Origin of the sequence: Dyadobacter sp. CY347 (genome assembly GCF_021502655.1) — a bacterium.
GTDB lineage: Bacteria > Bacteroidota > Bacteroidia > Cytophagales > Spirosomataceae > Dyadobacter.
The window spans coordinates 119,805-141,304 of the sequence record NZ_JAKFFT010000008.1 but is presented as its reverse complement, the minus strand read 5'-3'; the positions used below and the strand labels follow the sequence as shown (position 1 = coordinate 141,304).

The window sequence follows — 21,500 nt, the reverse complement described above, 5'->3', positions numbered from 1 at the left end:
GGTTATCAAAATCAGAATACGGAGCTTTGGCGCTTCTTGCATATCTCAAAGAAAATTTCAGCGAGTTCCCAGTCCTCAGGTACATTAATATTGGTATCGGGTGATTTTTCATCATGGTAGCCAACCATTTTTCCACCCATTAATAAATCCTGGTCAAGCAATGTGCTTTTTACCAGGTAAATTTTCCCATCCCTTGAAAATGAGTCTGGCAGGTCCTGCCTTCGGGTGGGCAGATCCTTGTCTTGAACAACCCGTTGTAAAAAGTTATCGGTGATACTAAATGCCCATAATGGATGATGCTTTTCCGGAATTTCTCGAATTGAAATCAAACTATCAGCGTCCGTTTCTATTAAATGTTGAATGGCATTATCAATCAAATCTTCACTCCGAAAGGGTGAAGTAGGTTGCAACAGACATATATAGTCGAACCTGGTTTTCCGTTCTTCGTAAAATTGTACTGCATGTTTCACCACTTCCAAGGATGGCGTGTGATCAGCCGCAAGTTCCGCAGGCCTTACAAACGGCGCTTCCACTTGCCATTCCTTTGAAAACGCAATAGTTTCGTCGCAATCGCTCGACACAACGATTGTCGTCAAAAGTTTCGATGCCAATGCAGATTCAATCGTATATTGAATAAGTGGCTTGCCGCCAAGCAGTTTCATATTTTTTCCAGGAACTCCCTTAGAGCCCTTGCGAGCCGGAATGATGGCTAGTATTGTTTTCGCATCCATTAATACGTGATTTGCTTGTTGGTTTTCAGCTCGGTTGTAGCCAGTATTTCAGCAATTTGAAGTCCGGCGTTTCCTTTTCCATATAAAAAAGAACTTTGATAAGGGCCGTTTGCAAGCTGTTCGCGCACAGCATCTGCTATCGCGTCGGATTCAAAATCCACATCAACTACATTGCCTGACCGTTCCCGACCATTTTGCCGGCTGCCAATGTTCACAACCGGAACGCCTAGCAATGATCCTTCCCTGATGCCTGTGCTGGAATTGCCGATAAGACATGCGCAGTGTTTGATCAGCTTCAAAAATGCTTCCGGATTGAGGTTTCGCAAGAAATGAATCTTGTGATTTTTCGTCGTCTCGCTATATATCCGGATCTCCTTCATAATGCGGTCAGCGCCGTAATCGGCGTTGGGCGTAAACCAGAATGTGGGGATTTGCAGCGCTTCAATTGCCGTTAACAAAGTGTTGAATTGCTCCTTTATAAACCCGCCTTCATTGGTCACCGGGTGCTGCATAACCACCAGATATTTGCTTACGGGGAATTTTGTCTGGCAATTCTCATAGTCGAATTGGACCGATGCATCATTTTTCGCCTGGATCGCCAGATCATTTGAAGGACAGCCCGTATGCCAAACCTTATGCGGATCTTCGCCCATAGCGATCACCCGTTGACGGGCAGATTCCGTTGCTACGAAATGCATATCTGCCAGCTTCGAAACGGCGTGCCGCACTCTCTCGTCAATGTTTCCGGTAACCTCTCCACCCTGCACGTGCGCCAGAGGAATATTCATAAAGGAAGCAGCTATGGCCGCAGACATGGTCTCGTATCTGTCTGCAATAGTCACTACGATATCTGGCCGGGTATTTTCAAATGCCGAAGCTAATTCAATGATTCCCAGACCAGTGGTTTTGGCTGCGGCGGTATGATTTTCATTTTCAAGCAGGTTTGAAACCTTTAATATGTTGTTAAAACCCTCCCGTTCGAGCAGATTCAGCATTCCTCCATATTTGTCCAACATGCCACTTCCGGTAAGCACGAGTTGCAGCCGAAGGGACGGATGCGCTTTTATAGCAATTAGGAGGGTTTTTATCCTGCTGTAACTGGCCCGAGCTGTGATCACGACGCAAATTTTTCGTTTCATAACACGTCACTGCAATTAAGAAATGACCATTTGGAAAGATCGCGTTTCAATTGTCTGCCAACGACCGTATCATAATGTGCCGCCGAAACGCCATATCCCGCAGGCTTTTTAGCTTCGAGATCACCAAGTGTCAGAATGTGGCCCTTGTCCAGATTATTGTTCACTGCCAGGGATTTTCCAAAAATGGATTTCAACGTCGCATAATCTGAGCTATCAGCTTTATCAACAGGATATTTCATCGCAACTTCAATCTGCCTGACTCCCTTCACAAGATGCCTGACCTGATCAATATTTATGGAAGAAGTGGAATCAGGCCCAAACATCCGTTGATCAAATGTGACGTGAAATTCAAGAATTTCTGCTCCGGTTGCGGCGGCGGCAAGACAAGCAAAAATGTCCCCCGAATGATCGGAAAATCCAATCGGGATCTGGAAACGATCTTTTAGAACAGGAATAACATTCAGGCCCCATTGGTGCGGGCCGGTAGGATAGGAGGATGTGCACTGCAGCAGCGAAAGTTTGCATTTGCCTCTCACGCTGGCAACAGCGTTGTCCAGCTCTATGAACGAGCTCATTCCCGATGAAAGAATGATTTCCGTGGCCATGTTTCCTGCGGAGGAAAGCAGCAGCAGATTACTCATCTCTCCCGATCCGATCTTGATCCGGCTAGCGCCAATCTTTTTCAGCAATCCGAGTGCGCTGATTGAAAATGGACTTGCCACGAAGTCAAGGTTTTTCAATTCGCAATGTGACTTTAAGCCCGCCCATTCTTCTTCGGAGAACTCCATCCTTTTCCAATAGTCCATTCTGGAAAGATCTTCATACGAAAAAATGGTTCGGAACGGCTCATAAATGCTGCTTTCAGCTTCTGCAATATGAACCTGAAATTTGATGGCATTAACGCCGCTCGACGCCAGCGCGTCAATGTACGAATGGGCCAGCCCTAAACTTCCCTCATGTGCCTGGCCGATCTCCGCCATAATGTAAATGTCGTCTTGCATAGTGTGATCAATGATAAAATGGAAAAGGTTATGATTTTCGTTTCATGAAATCAAATAACTGACGTTTCTCAGGCTTGTAATAGCCATAGTTGTATCCGGGCATTTGCTTGGTGTCATTCAATACCAAATGCACCTGCGGCAGCTGGTTGGCATCAAGGATGCTCTTAATAATTTCCAACTGGCTCTTGTATGTAAATTGCTGCCTGACGACATATAATGTTATATCTGCCAAATGGCCTAGCAGCCGGGCATCCGTTACCAATCCTATCGGTGGCGTATCCAGGACAATAAAGTCGAATTGTGTTTTCAGTAATTCGATCAGTTGACTCACCTTGGGTAAACCAAGTAATTCTGCTGGGTTAGGAGGAATGTCGCCTGCGGTAATGAAGGCAAATGGATGTTTGGAAGTGGGTTTCTGGATAAAGTGATCTAAATCCGCATCAGAAGAAACATAATTTGTAAAACCTGCTTCCTGAAGCTGTAAATCTTTAGCCAATCGCGGCCTTCTCAAATCAAGTTCTAGCAGCACAACCCTTTTATTCGTAAGGGCCAATGAGCCGCAAAGGTTAACAGCAATGAACGATTTCCCTTCGCCGCCCATGCTGGATGTTAGGAGGATAACCTGTTTCTGTCTGGGTGCTGAAAGAAACTGAACATTGGTCCGCAAAACCCGAAACTGCTCTGCAATCGGACTTTGAGGATGGCAGTAAACACTCGTTGCTGAACTATCGTTGTGGCATATTTCAGCCAGTACATTCATATTCAGAAGTTGAGTAATGTCATGTTTGCTTGCAACCCTCGTATTTAGAATGTGCTTCAAATGAATTATTGCGAGCGGAAGGCCGATGCCTATAAAACCCGACATGAACATCACCAATTGCTTATTAGGCTTAACCGGCTCGGAACTGGCCTTTGGTTCGTCAATAATTCGCGCGTTGGCAAATGTAGACGATCTGGAAATAGACGTCTCAACGCGCTTTTTCAATAGTAAAATGTAAAGCTCCTGCTTAATCTGCTGCTGCCTTTTCGCTTCAAAAAGTCTTCGTTCAATCGCAGGTATGTCTCTTAGTTTCCGTTGTATCTCACCATTTTTACTGCCCATAGCCAGCATTCCAATCTGCAAATCATGATGTTGTGCATTTAGGTTCTCAATCAAATCATTTCTGAGACGTTTAAGTTGGGCCTGCAATCCCTGAACATTTGGATGCGATTCGTGCATGGTTACCAAAGCGCTCGTCAATGCCAATTGGGTCGCGTTGTACTTTTCAATAATGGAAATAAAGCCCGGATCCTGGATAAGTAGTTGGGTAGGAATGATATGTTTCGGACTTGCGTGAAGAAAATAGAGCAACGAGTCTACTGTTTCGGATTGGACATGATACTTACTTTCCTCACGCCCATACTCGGCTGAGCTGTTCAAAAGCTGCCTGACATTCTCACTCAAATCGGTTATATGGTGCAATGTCTGGAACCGTTCAATTGCTTTTTCACTTTCCAATAGTTCAGCAGAAACCTGATTGAGATTTTGGGTTATAAATGCTATTGTACTGTCTGCAATCCGGTTTTTATCGGTTATACTCACCTCAAAATAATTGCGTAGAAGTTGGTTTATGATGGCCTCGCCTTTTGCGGGCACGGCCTCATTCAGCGAAAGGTTTACGGTGCTGACAAATTTATTGGTAGCAGCTACGTTAAGCGCTTTCCGGTAAAGATCCACCGAAACCTGCTGATCCTGAATCACCATAGAGTGCTGATCCTCTGTACCCAGCAGGTGAGGAGTTCGGGATACTATGCATTTTCCATGCGGAAGCGTTATCGTGTCTCCAAAAGTGCCATTAAACACTTTTGAGCCGAGTTGCAGCTTATAGTGGCCCTTCTTTTCAATTGTTAAATAGTAGGTGGCTGACATGCCGGTGACATTCGGCGGCTGGCTTATAAATCTTAGTTTGAACGGCGACTTCTCAAACAGTTCCGTTGTTTTTACGCGCCCTGCCGAATAGTAGCGCACATTTAATTGAAGGTCTTCCACTACGCTCTCCATAAGCGTCCTGCTTTTCAGTATTTCAACTTCATTGTCGACGCTACTTTGTACCGACGACAAGCCCATACTTTCGAGAAATGCAGTTTCTCCGAATTCCGAGCCCTTCGCGTCATCGCGCACAAGAATTGAAGCTGTTATAAGAAATTGAGGAGTGGTGTAGCGAAGATATACGAGCCCAAAAGCAGTGCTTAACGCCAACGAAAGGGTGAGCCAATGCCAATTGTTCCTGGCCTCATTCAGCAAAGCGAATGCCTTCCTGATGCTCGCAGAATCCCCTTCTTGAATGCTCGTGATAAATTCCAGCTTATTTTCCTGCATGACGATTGTCTAAATTTTGAGTTTAGACGCAGGCACAGGACATTGGTCACTCGAAAACGAGAAAATTTTTTAAAAAAATGTAAAATAAAAATCCCTGACCCGCTATATATCAGCAGGTCAGAGATTTAGTAACAAAAAATATTTTTAGTCGAAATGCACATTTACCTTTTTTAAGGCAGATCCTACGACCTGGTGCATGTCATAATAACGATATTCAGCTAGGCGCCCTCCGAAAATTACATTTGACTCCTGTTCCGCCAGCGCTTTATATTGGCTGAAAATGGATGAGTTTTTATCATCATTTACAGGGTAATACGGCTCCGAACCCTTTTCCCATTCTTGTGGAAATTCGTGCGTGATTACTGTCTTAGGCTGAGTGCCAAACTCGAAATGCTTGTGTTCGATGATCCTTGTGAAAGGCGTTTCTCCGTCGGTATAATTTACAACCGCATTTCCCTGATAATTTTCCTGATCCAGCAATTGGTTCTCGAAACGTAGGCTCCTGTATTCAAGCTGCCCGAACTGGAATCCGAAATATTCATCAATTGGGCCCGTATACACGACCGTTTCTGCAAGGGCTGTCAGTTCTTCACGATCTTTAAAAAAGTCAACACCGGTCCTCACTTCGATGCCTTCCAGCAGGCCTTCCGTTAATTTATTGTAACCGCCGATAGGAATGCCCTGGTAGCGATCATTAAAGTAATTGTTATCAAATGTAAACCGAACAGGCAGGCGCTTAATGATAAATGCAGGCAACTCGGTCGCTTTTCTTCCCCATTGCTTTTCTGTATAGGCTTTAATCAGCTTATGGTAAATGTCCGTTCCTACCAGCGAAATAGCTTGCTCTTCCAGGTTTTGAGGATCCTTTATACCGGCTTCTTCAACCTGTTGCTTAATCTTCTCCTTCGCTTCCTCCGGCGTTTTTACTTTCCACAACTGGTAAAAAGTGTTCATATTGAATGGGAGGTTGTAAAGCTCTCCGTTAAAATTGGCAACCGGGGAATTCGTATAGCGGTTGAACTCTACAAACGAATTTACATAATCCCAAATGTCTCTGTCGTTTGTATGGAAAATATGCGCACCATACTTATGAACATTAATTCCTTCAACATTTTCACAAAAAATATTTCCCCCTGTATGATCTCTGCGGTCAATTACCAGACACTTCTTTCCTCTTTTAGTTGCTTCGTGTGCGAAAATGGAACCCCACAGCCCGGCGCCAACAATTAAATAATCGTATTGTTTCATTATTGTTTAAGCCTAATTAATAGTTGAGATGAATTTTACAGTCTTGTCAAAAGAGAAAGGCTCCCATCGGGAGCCTTTCTCTTTTCAATTTATTGCTAACTTCTTATGGAAGAAGTTTAAGTTCTACACGACGGTTTTTCAACAAACCTTCACGTTTCGAGCTGTCAGCTATTGGCTTGAATGAGCCGAAGTAGTCAACAATCACTTTGCTAGGATCAGTCAAACCAGCTTCGTTGATCAGGTAATTTTTAACTGCATCAACACGGCGTTTTGAAAGAGCAACGTTGTAACGATCTGTTGCACGACGATCTGTGTGACCTGCAAGTTGCAGACGGCATCCGTTCAGGTTCATCAGCTTAGCCACATTTTTAAGCATCTCTTGTGCTTCTGGCTTGATCGTGTTTTTATCTGTATCAAACATTACGTTTGCAAAGATCTCTGCGCAAGCTGCACCATTTTTAAGTGCATTTTTAACGTAAGCATCAAAGTCAAGTACGCGACCACCACCGTCAACAATGCTTCCTGCTGGTGAATTTGGCTCTTTGTCGAAGAAGTCAGAAACACCGTCACCATCTGTATCAAGTAACAATCTTGGGTCGATATCCTTAGGACGGTTTGCCTTAGCAACTGAGTCCATTTCTTCAAGCGTAAGAATTTTTGGAGGCTTGATCAAAGCCTTAGGATCTGTGTAGCGCAAGTGGTAGTAACCGCCTTCTTCTGGTTTGTAATCCCATTTGCCATCTACTTTCGCAACTTTCAATGGGTTTTTACCCAATTTATAAGTTACCTGAACTGATCCGTATCCGTAGCTGTCTAGCTCAGAATTTCCTTTGCGGGAAGTTTTTTGATCTGCAATATCAAAGCTGCCTGGGGTTCTGTCATAGTCACCGCCGTAAGTAGCATCCAGATAGTCAGAGTTTGTGTGGTTCAGACGGAAGTCAAGACCAATGTCAATACGCTTTGTAACTTCGTAGTTTACATTAAGACCTGTTGGAATGATCCAGTCGTTCATGCTTCCTGTATTACGAAGTTCAACACCGCCTGTCAGGTCATACGCAGTTGCATCGTAGAACACCTGTCCAACACCAACATACGCATCAACTTTCCATCTTTTCATCTTGTTAGGTCCCATTAAAAGACCTTTAAGATTTACTGTTCCGGCAAGAGAAACATCGAAATAGTTGCCTTCAAAGTAACGGTTGTAATTGCGGCGCTTCATACCTCTCAAATTACCGATAGATGCATCAAGTCTTGCACCGAATAAATATGAAAGTTGTTTGTTTAAAGTCAAGCCTCCTTGAAAAGTACCGGATTCTTTGTGGCTGTCAGACGTTGTTTTCGTTACTGGCCAGAAATCATATTCTCTCAAATCACCAAAGAACATAGACGGGCCAATGTGTGCCGAAATTGACCATGTGTTCAATTTGTAGGGGCCGTCATAAGTTGCTTTAGGATTGTAATCCGGAGAATTCGGCTGCTCTAGTGGTTGTGCCAATGAAGGCAGCGCCATCATTGCCGCCAGGGCAAACGAACAAATCAACTGGGATACTTTTTTCATACTATTCAAGTTAGCGTTATTAAGATTAACTAGGATTGATCTATAGTCAATTATGAGTAAAAGATGTATTTATTCATGGCCAAACTTCCTTCAACCAAATGCCTAGTGGGCACAAAAATAGGTTAACAATATCATTTAATCAACCGAACTAGATACAATTGAAAAACTTTCCTGCTTTTAAATCAAATTTTACCCGAAAGAAACTTCCTTTTATGAACTTTCAAAGCCGTTGATTTAATTTTTTTTCTATTTCTGCCTTCCATGGCAGGAAATCGCCAGCTATGATCCGCTCCCTTGCACTGTTGACCAGCCACAAATAAAAAGTAAGATTGTGTACACTGGCAATCTGCGCACCAAGCATTTCATCCGATTTAACAAGGTGGCGAAGGTATGCTTTACTGTAAAATGTGCTTACATAACCTCCAAGCCCTGCGTCTATCGGTGACAAATCATCTTTCCACTTTTCATTGCGAATATTGATTACACCCTCTGTCGTAAAAATCATGCCATTACGCGCGTTCCTGGTAGGCATTACACAATCAAACATGTCCACACCCAGGGCAATACATTCAAGTATATTCGCAGGCGTTCCGACACCCATAAGATATCTGGGTTTGTCCTTTGGCAAAATATCACAAACCACCTCGGTAAGTTCGTACATGATCTCGGCCGGCTCACCCACAGATAAGCCGCCAATTGCATTCCCTTCGCGACCATATGAAGCGATCGTTTCGGCAGATTGTATCCTAAGATCTTTATAAACACTTCCTTGTACAATAGGAAAAAGGGTCTGGCTGTGGCCGTAGAGGTCATTCGTGCTGTCAAACCGTGCGCAGCAGCGCCCTAGCCACCGGTGCGTCATCTCCATGGATTTGCGTGCATAGGTGTAATCGCAGGGATATGGCGTGCACTCATCAAAAGCCATAATAATGTCTGCTCCAATGATGCGTTGAATGTCCATCACATACTCTGGGGTGAATGTGTGTACGCCACCGTCAATGTGTGACTTAAATACCACACCTTCCTCATTGATCTTTCTCCCGGTGCCTGCAAGCGAATAAACCTGATAACCGCCACTGTCGGTAAGGATGGGTCTGTCCCAGCCGTTGAAGCCATGCAGTCCGCCTGCTTTCTGCAAAATGTCCAGGCCTGGACGCAGGTATAAATGGTAAGTATTCCCTAATATGATTTGTGCCTTTACGTCCTCTTTCAGTTCGCGCTGATGAACCGCTTTCACAGTTCCGGCAGTGCCAACAGGCATAAATATGGGTGTCTGGATAGTGCCGTGATCTGTTTCAATAAACCCCGCCCTGGCTTTCGATGCGGGATCTTCAACTTGTAATGTAAACTTCATTAAAAGGTTTTAAATTGTGGTGTGCAAAAATAGGGTTAAGGTCTCGAACATTGCTGACAATGACCTTATATTTGTATGAATATGATTAAATTTTACAACTCTCTTCCATTGTGGCCGATTCTTTACTCTTTGCGCTCGGAGCATTTGTGTTCGTTCAGTTATGCTATTACTTCTACTTTTTTACAAGACTTGCATTTTATAGTAAAGGGGCCAATTATGACAATGAATTACCCGGTGTTACAGTGCTGGTATGCGCCTGGAACGAGCGCGACAACCTCACCGAACTGATCCCGCTGCTCGACGCCCAGGAATATCCCGAATATGAAGTAATACTGCTGGACGACCGCTCCGATGACGGAAGCGAGGAATTTATCAGGCAAAATATATTTCAATGGAAACACATCCGCTATATCAGGATCAATGATCAGTTTGACCACGTCACGCCCAAAAAATACGCCCTTACCGTTGGCATGAAGCAGGCCAAATATCCTATTGCGCTCATGACCGACGCGGACTGCCGTCCTTCTTCCCATCACTGGATCACCGCAATGACATCCCGTATTAGTAATGACAAGGACATTGTGCTCGGTTTTTCACCTTATATGAAGCAGCCGGGATTGCTCAACTGGTTTATCCGCTGCGAAACGTTTTATACAGCCGTTCAATATCTTTCCTTCGCGCTCGCAGGCATTACCTATATGGGTGTGGGTCGCAACATTCTTTACAAGCGGTCTGTTTTTTTTGCAAACAAAGGCTTTTATAAACACAAGCATGTGTTTGGCGGCGATGACGATATTTTTCTGAATGAAGTTTCCACGAGCTCCAACACAACCATATCCATAGAACAGGATTCGTTTGTATACTCTGTTCCGAAAACGACCTGGAAAACCTGGTATAAGCAGAAGCAGCGGCATATGTCAGTCAGCATGTTTTACAAAATGCGTAACAAGATTTTACTGGGGCTGCTCTCCGGCGCGCACGTGGCGGTTTGGATGTCGGGCATTACTATATTGTTGGTAGGGTTGCTTACAAAAGACATTTATCTGTTGCAGGGGCTTGGGATTGTGTTTGCAGCAAGATGGTTTATCCAATGGTTTTTACTGATTGTGATTAACCTCAAACTGGACAAGACCGTAGAGTGGTTTAGCTTTTTATTCATGGACTTTGCACTTTTTATCTATTATGTAGTCTTTGGATTTCTGACCTTTACTAAAAGAAAACTTCGTAAATCGTGGAATTAATCAATAAATACTTCCCGGATCTGACTGATGATCAGCGTGATAAATTTGGGCAGATGGAGGAATTGTACCAGTTTTGGAATGCTAAGGTGAATGTGATTTCCAGGCAGGACATTGATACATTATATGAACGGCATGTTCTGCATTCATTAGGGATTGCCAAAGTGCTTGAATTTAAGTCGGGAACCAGCATTCTGGATGTAGGGACCGGTGGTGGTTTTCCGGGAATCCCGCTCGCCATTCTGTTCCCGAAAGCACAATTTCATCTTGTCGACAGCATTGGCAAGAAAATCCGTGTAGTCCAAGAAATCGCCGACGCTTTGAAACTCGACAATGTTAAAGCAGAGCAGATCAGGGCTGAGAGGCTGGATGATTCTTACGAGTTTGTGGTAAGCCGGGCCGTAACCAGGATCACACCATTTGTTGGTTGGGTCAAAAAGAACATCAGCAAAAACTCGTTTCACACGCTGAGGAACGGAATTTTATATCTGAAAGGAGGCGACCTCGATGAAGAACTTTCTGAGCTCAACCAGAAATCGCGGGTATACGAGCTTTCAAACTTCTTTGAGGAAGCATTTTTTGAGACCAAAAAAGTCGTTTATGTACCATTATAAACCGAATCAATTTTCTTTAACCTAGTCATATGAACGAACGATTTAGTGCCAGCGGGCTCATGAACCCATTTTTTCCTGATTCCGTAACATTTGGTGAGAAAGGCGTGACATTTACTGTCAGCAAGCTTTTCAAGAGCAATGACAACTTTGTTTTTTATTCAGATATTTCCGGTGTCGAAATCGAGAGCGGGATGTTCTTTTCTACAATTCGCGTGATTCCGAGAATGCGCCCGGAGATTATTATCAACAATTTTACGAAAGGAGATGCTAAGAGAGTCAAGGAGTTAATCCTCCAACAGGTTCAGAGCTGACATTTTTTTTAAAATTATCCTTGCGCTGTATAATTCAAATTCTTAGATTTGCACCAGAATTCAGATAGATAATCGGATTTGAAATTCCTGAATAGCTCAGCCGGTTAGAGCATCTGACTGTTAATCAGAGGGTCGTTGGTTCGAGCCCAACTTCGGGAGCCTGAAAATGAAGCACTTAGCATTAATTTGCTAGGTGCTTTTTTCTTTAGTTGCAATAAAAGTTGCAATAGTTGAGAGATATGGATTTGGAGACAAAGTATCACAATTTAAGTTACCTCTCTTGTTCAAGTTGCAATACCTCATTTTATGGATCTTTCCAGGCTTCTTGCGGACACTACATTTGAATCAATCAGAATCTTCATAGTCGCAATGTGATTAGACAACCAGCTAAATTCTGTTCCGCGCTACACCCCACAGGTCACAAGCATGCACGACCATCCATGATGCTTGTATATTTGGAGTATACCATAAGAGAAGTTAATGTTGTAGGACAAAGCCGTCAGATGGTGTGGTTAGTCTTACCACCAGCGAGAATCATCTGCGATTGCTACTCGAAATAAAAGAAGTAGTGTCTAGTTATTTATTCGTCGTTCGCTGTTCGCAAACAGGATGGTACGTTTTCGTCACGAAAGCTCATAATGGACTTGGCTCATTCTGTTCGGTCTTCGAAACTCTAAGCATCCATTCACCATTGAATATACAGTTTAACCTGCCAGTTCACAATATCAATAATTTGTTTTACTGTACCACTCTAATCTGTAATTCAAAAATGCAAGAAATGGCTATTTGAAGAACCAGAGGGGATAAAAAATGGAGCCGCATGAGGGTACGGAAAAAGCACCGATTTTTCTATTATTCAATAACTCTAGACTACATCAATACTCACATTGAGAATTGGTGCACCCTCATAATGTTCCTTATCAATTACCACATAATAAATTTATCAGGGCCTTCATGCCAGAATAATTTATATTTAAAATCAGGCAAACTACAACCTGAAGTTAAAGCTCGATGGATAACTCGCCTCAAAATAATGTTGGAAGGTCATCGAATGAAAAAGCGGTATACGCTAACATCGGCACCAACGAGAACCTGGCGAAAAGTAAATTAAACAGAATAGAAACCCCGTCCATTTCGCTTCCCAAAGGTGGTGGGGCAATTAAAAGTATTGATGAAAAGTTTGAAGTCAACTCCTCCAACGGCACAGGATCTCTTAGTTTTTCGTTCCCCGCATCACCTGCCCGGGGCTTTGAGCCCCAATTAGGTTTAAGCTACAACTCAGGAGCTGGCAACAGCCCATTCGGCCTTGGATGGGGAATGGGCGCACTGATGATCCAGCGCAGGACCGAAAAAAAGCTACCACTGTACAATGACGAAGATATCTTTGTTTTTTCTGGTGCAGAGGATCTTGTTCCATGTCTGGAAAAAATAGAAGGTAAATGGGAGGAGAAAAAGAAAGTTGTCGGTGATAGAACTCTAACCTGGTTCCGACCACGCATCGAAGGCGGCTTCGCCAGAATAATTTTCATTCAAAAAACAGATGGAACCAACTATTGGGAAGTTACCGACCGCAATAATGTAGTTTCGGTTTTCGGAAAATCAGATCAATGCCAACTTTCAGACCCAAAGGATACAAAGAAGGTTTTCAGGTGGCATCTCGAGTATTCCTACGACGACAAAGGAAATTTTATACAATATCGTTATAAAAAGGAAGACGATCAGCAGGTTGGCAAACGCATTTGGGAGAACAATCGTGTTTACACTAATATTTATCTAAAAAGGGTAAGCTACGGAAATGTCACCCCTTTTTGTCGGGAGGCACCAGACCAAATCCCGAATGAATTCATGTTTGACATCGTGCTGGATTATGGTGAACATGAACAGGAAAGGCCAACAATTGATGAAGTAAGTGGTTGGAAATCGCGGCTTGACTCATTCTCGGATTTTCGAGCCGGCTTCGAAATTCGTACGCATCGGCTTTGCCGACGCGTTTTGATGTTTCATCACTTTCAAGAATTGGGTTTGGAAGATTATCTGGTGCGTTCGTGGAATCTGGACTACAATGAAAAGCCGCACCTCGCCTATCTGGCTCAAATACGGCAGGATAGCTTCATTTGGAATGATGATGGGACGGTTCGAACTCTTCATGAAGCTTCGCCGATCAGTTTCACTTACTGGGAGTTGGATAGTAATACATATGGCCGTACCGTTAAGGAGATTTCACCAGATAGTTTGGCGAATTTGCCAGCAGGGTTGGACAACCAATTATATCAGTTCACCGATCTCTATTCCGAAGGAGTATCCGGAATTTTGACAGAACAGGCGACGGGATGGTTTTATAAAGAAAATTTAGGCGATGGCCAGTTTGGCCCAGTAAGATCCATTGCGCCGAAGCCGGCTATGGCGGTTGCAAACGGATGGCAGTTACAGGATCTGGAAGCAGACGGAAAGAAATACCTGGTATCGATCGACAATGCCCTTCCAGGATACTTTGAACTTAGCCCGGTTAGTGAAGAATGGCAGCCATTTCGGCCTTTTGAAGCCTATCCAAATATAGACTTTTCTGATCCAAACCTTATAATGCTGGACCTTGACGGCGACGGTCAGGCCGATATTATGATTACCGAGGATGCTGTTGTGCGTTGGTATCCCTCTAAAGGTAAGGCAGGCTTCGGACAACGCGTCTCAGTTCCCTGGGACTATGAGGAAGACAGCCCACGCATACTCTTTTCCAATCCCGACGAAAAACTAATGATCGGCATTGCCGATATGTCGGGGGGCGGATTGGGGGATATTGTCCGGATTACTAATTCTGAGGTTTGTTATTTTCCAAATCTGGGTTACGGGCGCTTTGGAAAGAAAATTATACTTGGTGGCCTGAGCGCATTCGACCACCCTGACCTCTTCAATCCTGCATTTCTTCATTTTGCCGATATAGACGGTAGCGGTACCACCGACCTGATCTACATCGGAAACCAGAAAATCCAGGTTTACTTCAATCAAAGCGGTAACAGTTTGTCGGAGGTATTCGAATTTTTCAATCCGTTTCCACAGATCGATAATTTCAGCCGTATTTCGGTGCTGGACTTGCTGGGCACTGGTACGGCCAGCCTCGTGTGGTCGTCGGCATTGCCTGGGCATAGCCAAAGCCCACTCCGCTACATCGATTTTATGCGATCGGAGAAGCCGCATTTGATGACCGGATACCAGAACAATCAGGGAAAAAAGGTTTCTTTTACCTACAAGCCTTCTACTTTCTTTTATTTGCAGGATAAAAAGGAGGGCAAACCCTGGGCTACCAAATTACCCTTTCCGGTACATGTACTTTCAAAAGTGGTGGTTGAAGATTCCGTTTCTCAAACCCGGTTTACCAACGCTTACCGCTACCGACACGGTTTCTACGATGCACAGGAACGCGAATTCAGGGGATTTGCCTATACAGAACAAACAGATACCGAATCATTCGAAGATTACAGTGTTTTCGCGGAGCAAAGCCCGGTGCATGCAGGAGAGAAGGAGTTTTACCAAGCCGCGGTCATTACCAAATCCTGGTTCCATACGGGCGCCTGGTTCAACAAAGGGTATGGCATAGCGGTTGCCAAAATACTGGATAATCATCCGCTTGCTACTGAATATTATCAGACCGGCTCCCTTCTGTCCGAGGCCCCTTTGCCATCGACGATGAGCCTTGATGAAAAGGAAGAATGCTACCGCGCTTTAAAGGGTTTGCCGCTGAGACAGGAAGTATACAGCGACGAGGGAACAGATTTAGAAAAGGCGATCCCCTATACTATTGCACAGATGAACTATGATGTGCAAATGCTGCAACCGCAATCTGAAAATCAGTATGCGGTCTTTTTTCCAATCAATAGAGAAACGGTTACTTATCAATTGGAGAGAAATCCTGCCGATCCGCGGGTGACACAATCCATTAACCTGGAAATTGATGAGCTCGGTAATGTGTTGAAAGCTGCCAGTATCGTTTACGGAAGGAAGATCGCTGATGCGGACCTGGAAAATCGGGACCAGGAAAAACAAGCAGAAAAGCACATCATCGTTACCGAAAACAGTTTTACCAATGATGATATAGACAAACCGAATTACAGATTGCGGTTGCCTTGGGAAGTGAAGGCCTGGGAATTGAAATTAGCTGCACCAGATTCCGTTTTTTTTAACCCCACCGCATTACTAGACTCATTTCAGAACGCAGCCGTTGCCGGTTACGAAAATACAGCACAGACTAATGAAAAGCGTTTGATTGAACACACACGCAGCTTATTTCTGGCCAATGACCTTTCAGGACTGCTTCCATTAGGTGAACTGCAAAGCAGAGCCTTGCCAGGAGAAAGTTATGCCTTGGCATTTACAGATAGTTTGCTCGACATGCTGTATGGCAATAAGGTGGATAGCGCAATATTGGAGACCGGGCGACATACAAAGTTGGATGATCAATATTGGATAAGTTCAGGAAGGGCTTGGTACCAGGCCGATCTGTGTGAAAATAACGATCCTGACGTATCTCCAGCCATGGATCTGGCATTTGCCAGACAGAACTTCTTCCAGCCAAACCTCTTTGTAGATAGCTTCGGTTCGGCAACCTGTCTGTGTTATGACAAGAGGAACTTATTTGTAAAGACTATTACCGACGGTGTCGGGAATCAAACGGTCATTGAACAATTTAATTACCGCCTTTTAGCTCCAACCTTTGTAAGAGACCCCAACTACAATCGTTCGGGTGTTCGTGCAGATGCGGCCGGACGGGTGACAGCCTCTTTTGTGATGGGGAAAAGCAATGAAGCAGCCGGGGATTTCATGGTGATCGATAGCCTGGAAGCAGATCCCAGCGACCGACCTTCGGTTGCGATTCAGTATTACGACAAGCAGTACGAAATCAATGAAAGCCCCAATTATGTATATACTCGGGCGTTCGAAACCTATTTTTACGATGATGTTGCAAATGCCGAAAGTCGTAAATTCCTGGAAAGCTTTGCTTATTCCGACGGCTCGGGCAATGAGGTATTGACAAAAGCAAAGGCCGAAGGCGGGCTGGCACCAATAAGAAATGCGGAAGGTAAACTCGTACTGGACGTCAATGGAAAGCCAACCCAACAGAACGCACCCATCCGATGGATAGGTAACGGACGCACCATATTGAATAATAAAGGCAATCCCGTGAAGCAGTATGAGCCCTTTTTCGATTCCGAACCCATTTACACCCGGGAGGATGAACTTGTGGCCATTGGAGTAACCCCTTTGCTTTTTTATGATGCATTGGGGCGCAATATTCGCACACACATGCCTGACGGCACCCTGACCCGAAGGGAATTTGACGCATGGAAACAAGCGGTTTATGATCAAAATGATACTGTTGGGGAAGCAGAATGTCAATGGTATTTAAACCGGAAGGATGGTCAAATGGGACCTGTGGAACAGTTGGCCGCGCAAAAAGCCTTCAAACATGCCAACACCCCTTCCACTGTTTACCTGGATAGCCTTGGGCGTCCATTCCTGTCTGTGGCACACAATGCTACCCCAAACCCGAATGACAACAGTTGGGTTACTGAACTCTATAAAACCCAGTCTGAATACGACATTGAGGGAAATATCCTAAGTATCACTGATCCTCGAGGAAATAAGGTAATGGCCTGGAAATACGACATGCTAGGTTATGTGTGTTATCAGACCAGCATGGATGCCGGCGAACGCTGGCAACTGAACGATGCAATGGGTAAACCCTTGCGGGCTTGGGATTCCAGAGATCATGAATTTCAATACAAATACGAAATCAAAAGACTTCACCGCCCCTTAGAGACGAAATTATTAAAGGACAATGCAACCTACTCCATCGCCCGGATTGCTTACGGGGAGGGATTGCCCAATGCTTTGGAAAATAACCTGCGGGGACAAGTGGTAGAGGTTTATGACGAATCCGGGAAAACGGAAACCCCACAGTATGATTTTAAGGGCAATTCTCTCATAACCCGTCGCCAGCTTGCCGCTAATGCCACGTTGGAAGTACAGAACTGGGCAGTTCCGGGGACTACATTGATGGTTGATGTTTTTGTGCAAACCACCAAAGTAGATGCCCTGAACCGGATGGTCGAAATAGAGAATTTCCATCGTGAAGGTTATACCCAACCTCCTGGCATTTACAAGCCGGTTTATAATGCGCGAGGGGTATTGCAAAGTGAATCACTCACCGTGAGCGGGGAACTGATTGACGCGATTACGGGCATTGCATACGATTCCAAAGGCCAGCGCACGCAGATCGACTATGGCAACGGAACTACCACGCGGCATACCTATGACCCGCTAACATTCCGGCTGACTAGACTTTACACACCCGGATTGCAAGATCTTACCTACACGTATGACCCAGTGGGAAACATCACGCAGATGGAAGACTGGGCACAAGAAAAAGTGTTTTTTAATAACGCCCAAATAGACCCCCTAAACGAATACACTTATGATGCTTTATACCGACTGGTGGAGGCAAGAGGCAGGGAAAATATAGGAAATCAGGCCCCGATAGCTTTTGACCCACCTCCGATGCAAGTGAATTTCCCTATTTCCGACCAGGCGTTACGGAACTACATCCAAACCTACACCTACGATGCTGCGGGCAATATCCTGCGCATGAGGCACCGCGCAGGAACCGAAAACATGTCAGAAAGATGGACGCGGCACTACCAATATTCCATGAGGAGCAACCGCTTGCTGGCTACCCAAGTAGGGGGGGATTCTGTTTATGACCATTATGTGGATGAACAGGTTAGCGGGAGCGTTACGCTCAGTGACCGCTACCCATACGATAGCCACGGCAATATGCTGAACGCGGCGGGAAACGGCTATGCTACTCGATGGGATCATCGCGACATGATCTCTCATATTGATCTGGGTGGAGGAGGAGATGCCTTTTATCACTATGACAGCAGCAAACAACGAACACGAAAATACATCAAACGGCAAAACATCGGTGGTTATAGTGAACGGATATACCTGGGAGGATACGAGTTGTACCGCAGATACGGCCTGGCAAATGAGATAATCGAAGAAACAGAAACCCACCACCTTTTTGCCGATGACCAACGGGTATTGATTGTTGAAGATGTATTACGCTCCTCTTCGGAAGGGGGTGGCTGGGAGGGGGTGCTGCAACGTTATCAATATGCTAACCATCTCGGCTCGGCTACACTGGAATGCAATGAAAACGCTGCCGTGATTTCTTATGAAGAATACCATCCGTATGGCACCACATCCTACTATGCAAGAAACCAGACAATAAAAGCTACCGCCAAACGATACCGGTACACAGGCATGGAGCGGGATGAGGAAAGTGGACTGGCTTACCATACAGCCAGGTATTATTTGCCATGGCTTGGGAGGTGGGCTAGTGCGGATCCAATTAGCGTTGAGGGAGGGGTGAATTTGTATGCGTATTGTGAGGGGAGGCCTAGCAACTGGGTAGACTACTTGGGTAAGCAACCTAGTAGTGCCGAGTTGTCTGAATTATTTTGGAGATATAATTCGGAGCAAGTCGATTATAATACCAAATCACTTTGGGAATTTATGGTTGGTGGACGAGCATATCCTCATTTTTCAACTAACACCTTTGATATAAAAATGCCAGAGGGTGGGCCCGGAGGTCTAATTGGTGGTGCACTTCGAGCGGCTTCTTTAAGATTAACCCCTAAAGAAAGAAATCCATCAAAAAAGAGTGAATCTGGTTCAAAATTCGGTGCAGGACTAATCCCCGTTCTTGATCCAGCTGCCAGATTAGTAACTGGTAAAGACGTTGTAGGAGATGAGACAAGTAGAGGCCACGCTTTTGTTGATTTGCTAATTGATGTTGTACCCGCAGCTTGGGAATTGAGAGGGGCAAAATTCACTAGAGGAGCTTCCGGTGTCGAAGTAAGTGCCAAAGAGTCTCGTAATCATATTGTTAATGTAAGGGAACAATCCGCTCCAATTCTAGGCAATGCACAAAAAACTAGAACGCCAGGCCATGCGGAGGTAAGCGAAAAAATTGCGACGGAAATGTCGAAGCAACCTGATGTAAAGAGAGTTGCATTGAATTTAGGATATCGAAAGGCAACAGACGGCGTAATTAATTCAAGAAGAATACCAGATGTTACAGTAACATCATTGGACGGGTTGGTTGAAGTATTCGAAGTAGCTTCCAAAACGGACATCGTGAGCAAATTAATTTCTCGAACCTTGAAGGTAACGAAAACTACGACCGTTGTTACTCTAACAAAAAAGCAAAACGATCAGGCGATAGCCATATTCAAGAAGTTTTTGTCAAAATAACCACTAAACAACTCAACAACCTCCAAATGGTTTAGAGGTCTATTAAAGATTCAACGCAGCGAGGTTTATAAGATGTTGAATAAAGTCCCTTTGATCGTAGTTGCCAAAATTAGGATTTTGGATAATTTATCGGTTATGACGGTATGAAAAGTAACCTTATAAAACATTCCTTTTATACCCAATGATAACCAAGAACCAAATGGAACTCACGCTAAGCGTCTTTCGGCTTCCAGAGAACCTCAATCGTCCTGCGTGGACGTACTATTGGTTTTTTTGAGATAAAAAGACAGATCCTGCAATTGAATTTGATTGCATAGTTCCGGTTACCACATCGGCATTTACGACGGGTAAAGCTTAGTTGAAAATACACATATTAGGTCCGGTCATTAATTCTCCTGAAATAGATAGAATACGAACATATAAAAATAAAACCAATGAACCCTAGTCTACAAGAAATCAAAGCTGCATACACAGTTAATCGTAGTTTTCAAAACTACGATTTCAGATAATTTACCGTCTGTAACGGTATGAGAAGTAACCTTAAAAACACATCCTTTTGTGCCAATGACAACCGAAGACCAAATAGAACTCCTGCTAAGCATCCTTCAATTCGCAGCAATCATAATTGGTGCTGCCTGGACTTACTATCGATTTTTAAGGGAAAAACCGACAAGTCCCAGAATTGAATTTGATTTTGATGCCATGGTTTACGGTCCTCAAAATTTAAATTTCATGACTGTATTTTCAATCCGGATAAATAACAAGGGGCTTATAGAACATCGTTTTAGAGAGATAAGGGTCAGGATTCTTGGCTTGGAAAAGGATGCGGATTTGAATATATCCAGCCCCCATGCCGGCCGTGTGAAATTTCCAATAAAAATTCTTCCGTCAGTAAATATAGTACCTGAAAAATTTGGATACTATTTCGTTCGCCCCGGCATATCTCAAACTTTCAATTATTTCACAGCTGTTCCGGAAAATATGGAGTTCATTGTAGTCCGGATTACATTCAAATATGAGAAAATAGATGAGATTCACACCACAGAAAAAGTGGTGAAGATTTCATTTTCACCACAGAAAAAGTGGTGAAAATGAAATCTTCACCGTTAATATGATAAAAAATGCCCGAAAATAAATATACCCTCTCAGACAAAGACTACGTCGAACTCTGGAAGCATTTCAATGAAGACACTGAAAAAATCAAAGATAAGTTATGGACGATTGCATCGTGGTTGTACGGTTTAATGAGCGGGTTGCTGGCATTTATTGTCAGCTATTACACAGATAAGGGAGAGGGCCGAGAAAACACCCTGGTGTTTGTCATGCTACTGGTGGGCTTCCTATTGAGCATTTATACCTGCCTCATGGTTAGTGAGTATGGCAAACATGTTCGTAGTGGTTGGAAAAAAACAAACCGTTTGAGCGACAAAATTGCCGGATTAGGTGAGGTAATTGGTAGGCAGAGCGATTCAAATACTCACCGCAAGGGAATTTGGGCTCTGTTGTACGGAAAAGATGAAGAGGAAGGGTTACCTCCTTTTGCCCAGCGCTTAGTTTGGTTGGCGTGTGGTTACGCATTGGTGTTTTTGACTCTGTCGCTACACGTCATACTGAAAAGTTATAATTAAACTAAAAAC

The 21,500-nt window shown here is 44.1% G+C and carries 13 protein-coding genes and 1 tRNA gene; 7 read left to right on the top strand and 7 right to left on the bottom strand.

Going from position 1 to position 21,500, the window contains the following annotated elements:
- Window positions 1-11: 11 nt before the first annotated feature.
- From L0659_RS18920 to tgt, 7 genes are all read right to left on the bottom strand, one after another.
- Entirely contained in the window at window positions 12-731 is a 720-nt protein-coding gene (locus L0659_RS18920) for a cytidylyltransferase domain-containing protein (protein ID WP_235128167.1), read from the bottom strand.
- Window positions 731-1,870, bottom strand: coding sequence for a UDP-N-acetylglucosamine 2-epimerase (gene neuC, locus L0659_RS18915; RefSeq protein ID WP_235128166.1), 1,140 nt, complete (start codon window positions 1,868-1,870; stop codon window positions 731-733). Before neuC ends, L0659_RS18920 begins: the two co-directional genes overlap by 1 nt.
- Complete coding sequence (locus tag L0659_RS18910) at window positions 1,867-2,871, bottom strand: N-acetylneuraminate synthase family protein (protein ID WP_235128165.1); 1,005 nt, start codon at window positions 2,869-2,871, stop codon at window positions 1,867-1,869. Before L0659_RS18910 ends, neuC begins: the two co-directional genes overlap by 4 nt.
- 28 nt (window positions 2,872-2,899) lie before the next feature.
- Window positions 2,900-5,230, bottom strand: a complete 2,331-nt coding sequence (locus L0659_RS18905) for a tyrosine-protein kinase (RefSeq protein WP_235128164.1) — start codon at window positions 5,228-5,230, stop codon at window positions 2,900-2,902.
- A 144-nt stretch (window positions 5,231-5,374) separates the two neighbouring features.
- Window positions 5,375-6,478, bottom strand: coding sequence for a UDP-galactopyranose mutase (gene glf / locus L0659_RS18900; RefSeq protein WP_235128163.1), 1,104 nt, complete (start codon window positions 6,476-6,478; stop codon window positions 5,375-5,377).
- Window positions 6,479-6,581: 103 nt separating this feature from the next.
- Complete coding sequence (locus L0659_RS18895) at window positions 6,582-8,036, bottom strand: OmpA family protein (RefSeq protein WP_235128162.1); 1,455 nt, start codon at window positions 8,034-8,036, stop codon at window positions 6,582-6,584.
- A 220-nt stretch (window positions 8,037-8,256) separates the two neighbouring features.
- A complete protein-coding gene (gene tgt / locus L0659_RS18890) occupies window positions 8,257-9,390 on the bottom strand; it encodes a tRNA guanosine(34) transglycosylase Tgt (protein WP_235128161.1) in 1,134 nt (377 codons plus the stop codon).
- Between the two features lie 110 nt (window positions 9,391-9,500).
- Between tgt and L0659_RS18885 the strand changes: the two genes are divergently transcribed.
- The 7 genes from L0659_RS18885 to L0659_RS18855 all read left to right on the top strand — a co-directional run bounded on the left by L0659_RS18885 (window position 9,501) and on the right by L0659_RS18855 (window position 21,491).
- On the top strand, window positions 9,501-10,631 hold the full coding sequence (locus L0659_RS18885) for a glycosyltransferase (protein ID WP_235128160.1): 1,131 nt from the start codon (window positions 9,501-9,503) through the stop codon (window positions 10,629-10,631).
- Window positions 10,622-11,242: a 16S rRNA (guanine(527)-N(7))-methyltransferase RsmG gene (gene rsmG, locus L0659_RS18880; protein ID WP_235128159.1), complete on the top strand. Its 621-nt coding sequence runs from the start codon at window positions 10,622-10,624 to the stop codon at window positions 11,240-11,242. The genes L0659_RS18885 and rsmG overlap by 10 nt, the downstream gene beginning before the upstream one ends.
- Before the next feature lie 29 nt (window positions 11,243-11,271).
- Complete coding sequence (locus L0659_RS18875; protein ID WP_235128158.1) at window positions 11,272-11,553, top strand: hypothetical protein; 282 nt, start codon at window positions 11,272-11,274, stop codon at window positions 11,551-11,553.
- 85 nt (window positions 11,554-11,638) lie between these two features.
- Window positions 11,639-11,712, top strand: a tRNA-Asn gene (locus tag L0659_RS18870).
- Between the two features lie 852 nt (window positions 11,713-12,564).
- On the top strand, window positions 12,565-19,863 hold the full coding sequence (locus L0659_RS18865) for a SpvB/TcaC N-terminal domain-containing protein (RefSeq protein ID WP_235128157.1): 7,299 nt from the start codon (window positions 12,565-12,567) through the stop codon (window positions 19,861-19,863).
- Window positions 19,864-20,427: 564 nt separating this feature from the next.
- Window positions 20,428-20,952, top strand: coding sequence for a hypothetical protein (locus tag L0659_RS18860; RefSeq protein ID WP_235128156.1), 525 nt, complete (start codon window positions 20,428-20,430; stop codon window positions 20,950-20,952).
- A 32-nt stretch (window positions 20,953-20,984) separates the two neighbouring features.
- Window positions 20,985-21,491, top strand: a complete 507-nt coding sequence (locus L0659_RS18855; RefSeq protein WP_235128155.1) for a hypothetical protein — start codon at window positions 20,985-20,987, stop codon at window positions 21,489-21,491.
- Window positions 21,492-21,500: the final 9 nt, after the last annotated feature.

Bases quoted from the DNA above. Each gene is read 5' to 3' on its own strand.
- L0659_RS18920 (WP_235128167.1), bottom strand. From the start codon at position 731: ATGGATGCGAAAACAATACTAGCCATCATTCCGGCTCGCAAGGGCTCT.
- neuC (WP_235128166.1), bottom strand. From the start codon at position 1,870: ATGAAACGAAAAATTTGCGTCGTGATCACAGCTCGGGCCAGTTACAGC.
- L0659_RS18910 (WP_235128165.1), bottom strand. From the start codon at position 2,871: ATGCAAGACGACATTTACATTATGGCGGAGATCGGCCAGGCACATGAG.
- L0659_RS18905 (WP_235128164.1), bottom strand. From the start codon at position 5,230: ATGCAGGAAAATAAGCTGGAATTTATCACGAGCATTCAAGAAGGGGAT.
- glf (WP_235128163.1), bottom strand. From the start codon at position 6,478: ATGAAACAATACGATTATTTAATTGTTGGCGCCGGGCTGTGGGGTTCC.
- L0659_RS18895 (WP_235128162.1), bottom strand. From the start codon at position 8,036: ATGAAAAAAGTATCCCAGTTGATTTGTTCGTTTGCCCTGGCGGCAATG.
- tgt (WP_235128161.1), bottom strand. From the start codon at position 9,390: ATGAAGTTTACATTACAAGTTGAAGATCCCGCATCGAAAGCCAGGGCG.
- L0659_RS18875 (WP_235128158.1), top strand. From the start codon at position 11,272: ATGAACGAACGATTTAGTGCCAGCGGGCTCATGAACCCATTTTTTCCT.
- L0659_RS18865 (WP_235128157.1), top strand. From the start codon at position 12,565: ATGGATAACTCGCCTCAAAATAATGTTGGAAGGTCATCGAATGAAAAA.
- L0659_RS18860 (WP_235128156.1), top strand. From the start codon at position 20,428: ATGACAACCGAAGACCAAATAGAACTCCTGCTAAGCATCCTTCAATTC.
- L0659_RS18855 (WP_235128155.1), top strand. From the start codon at position 20,985: ATGCCCGAAAATAAATATACCCTCTCAGACAAAGACTACGTCGAACTC.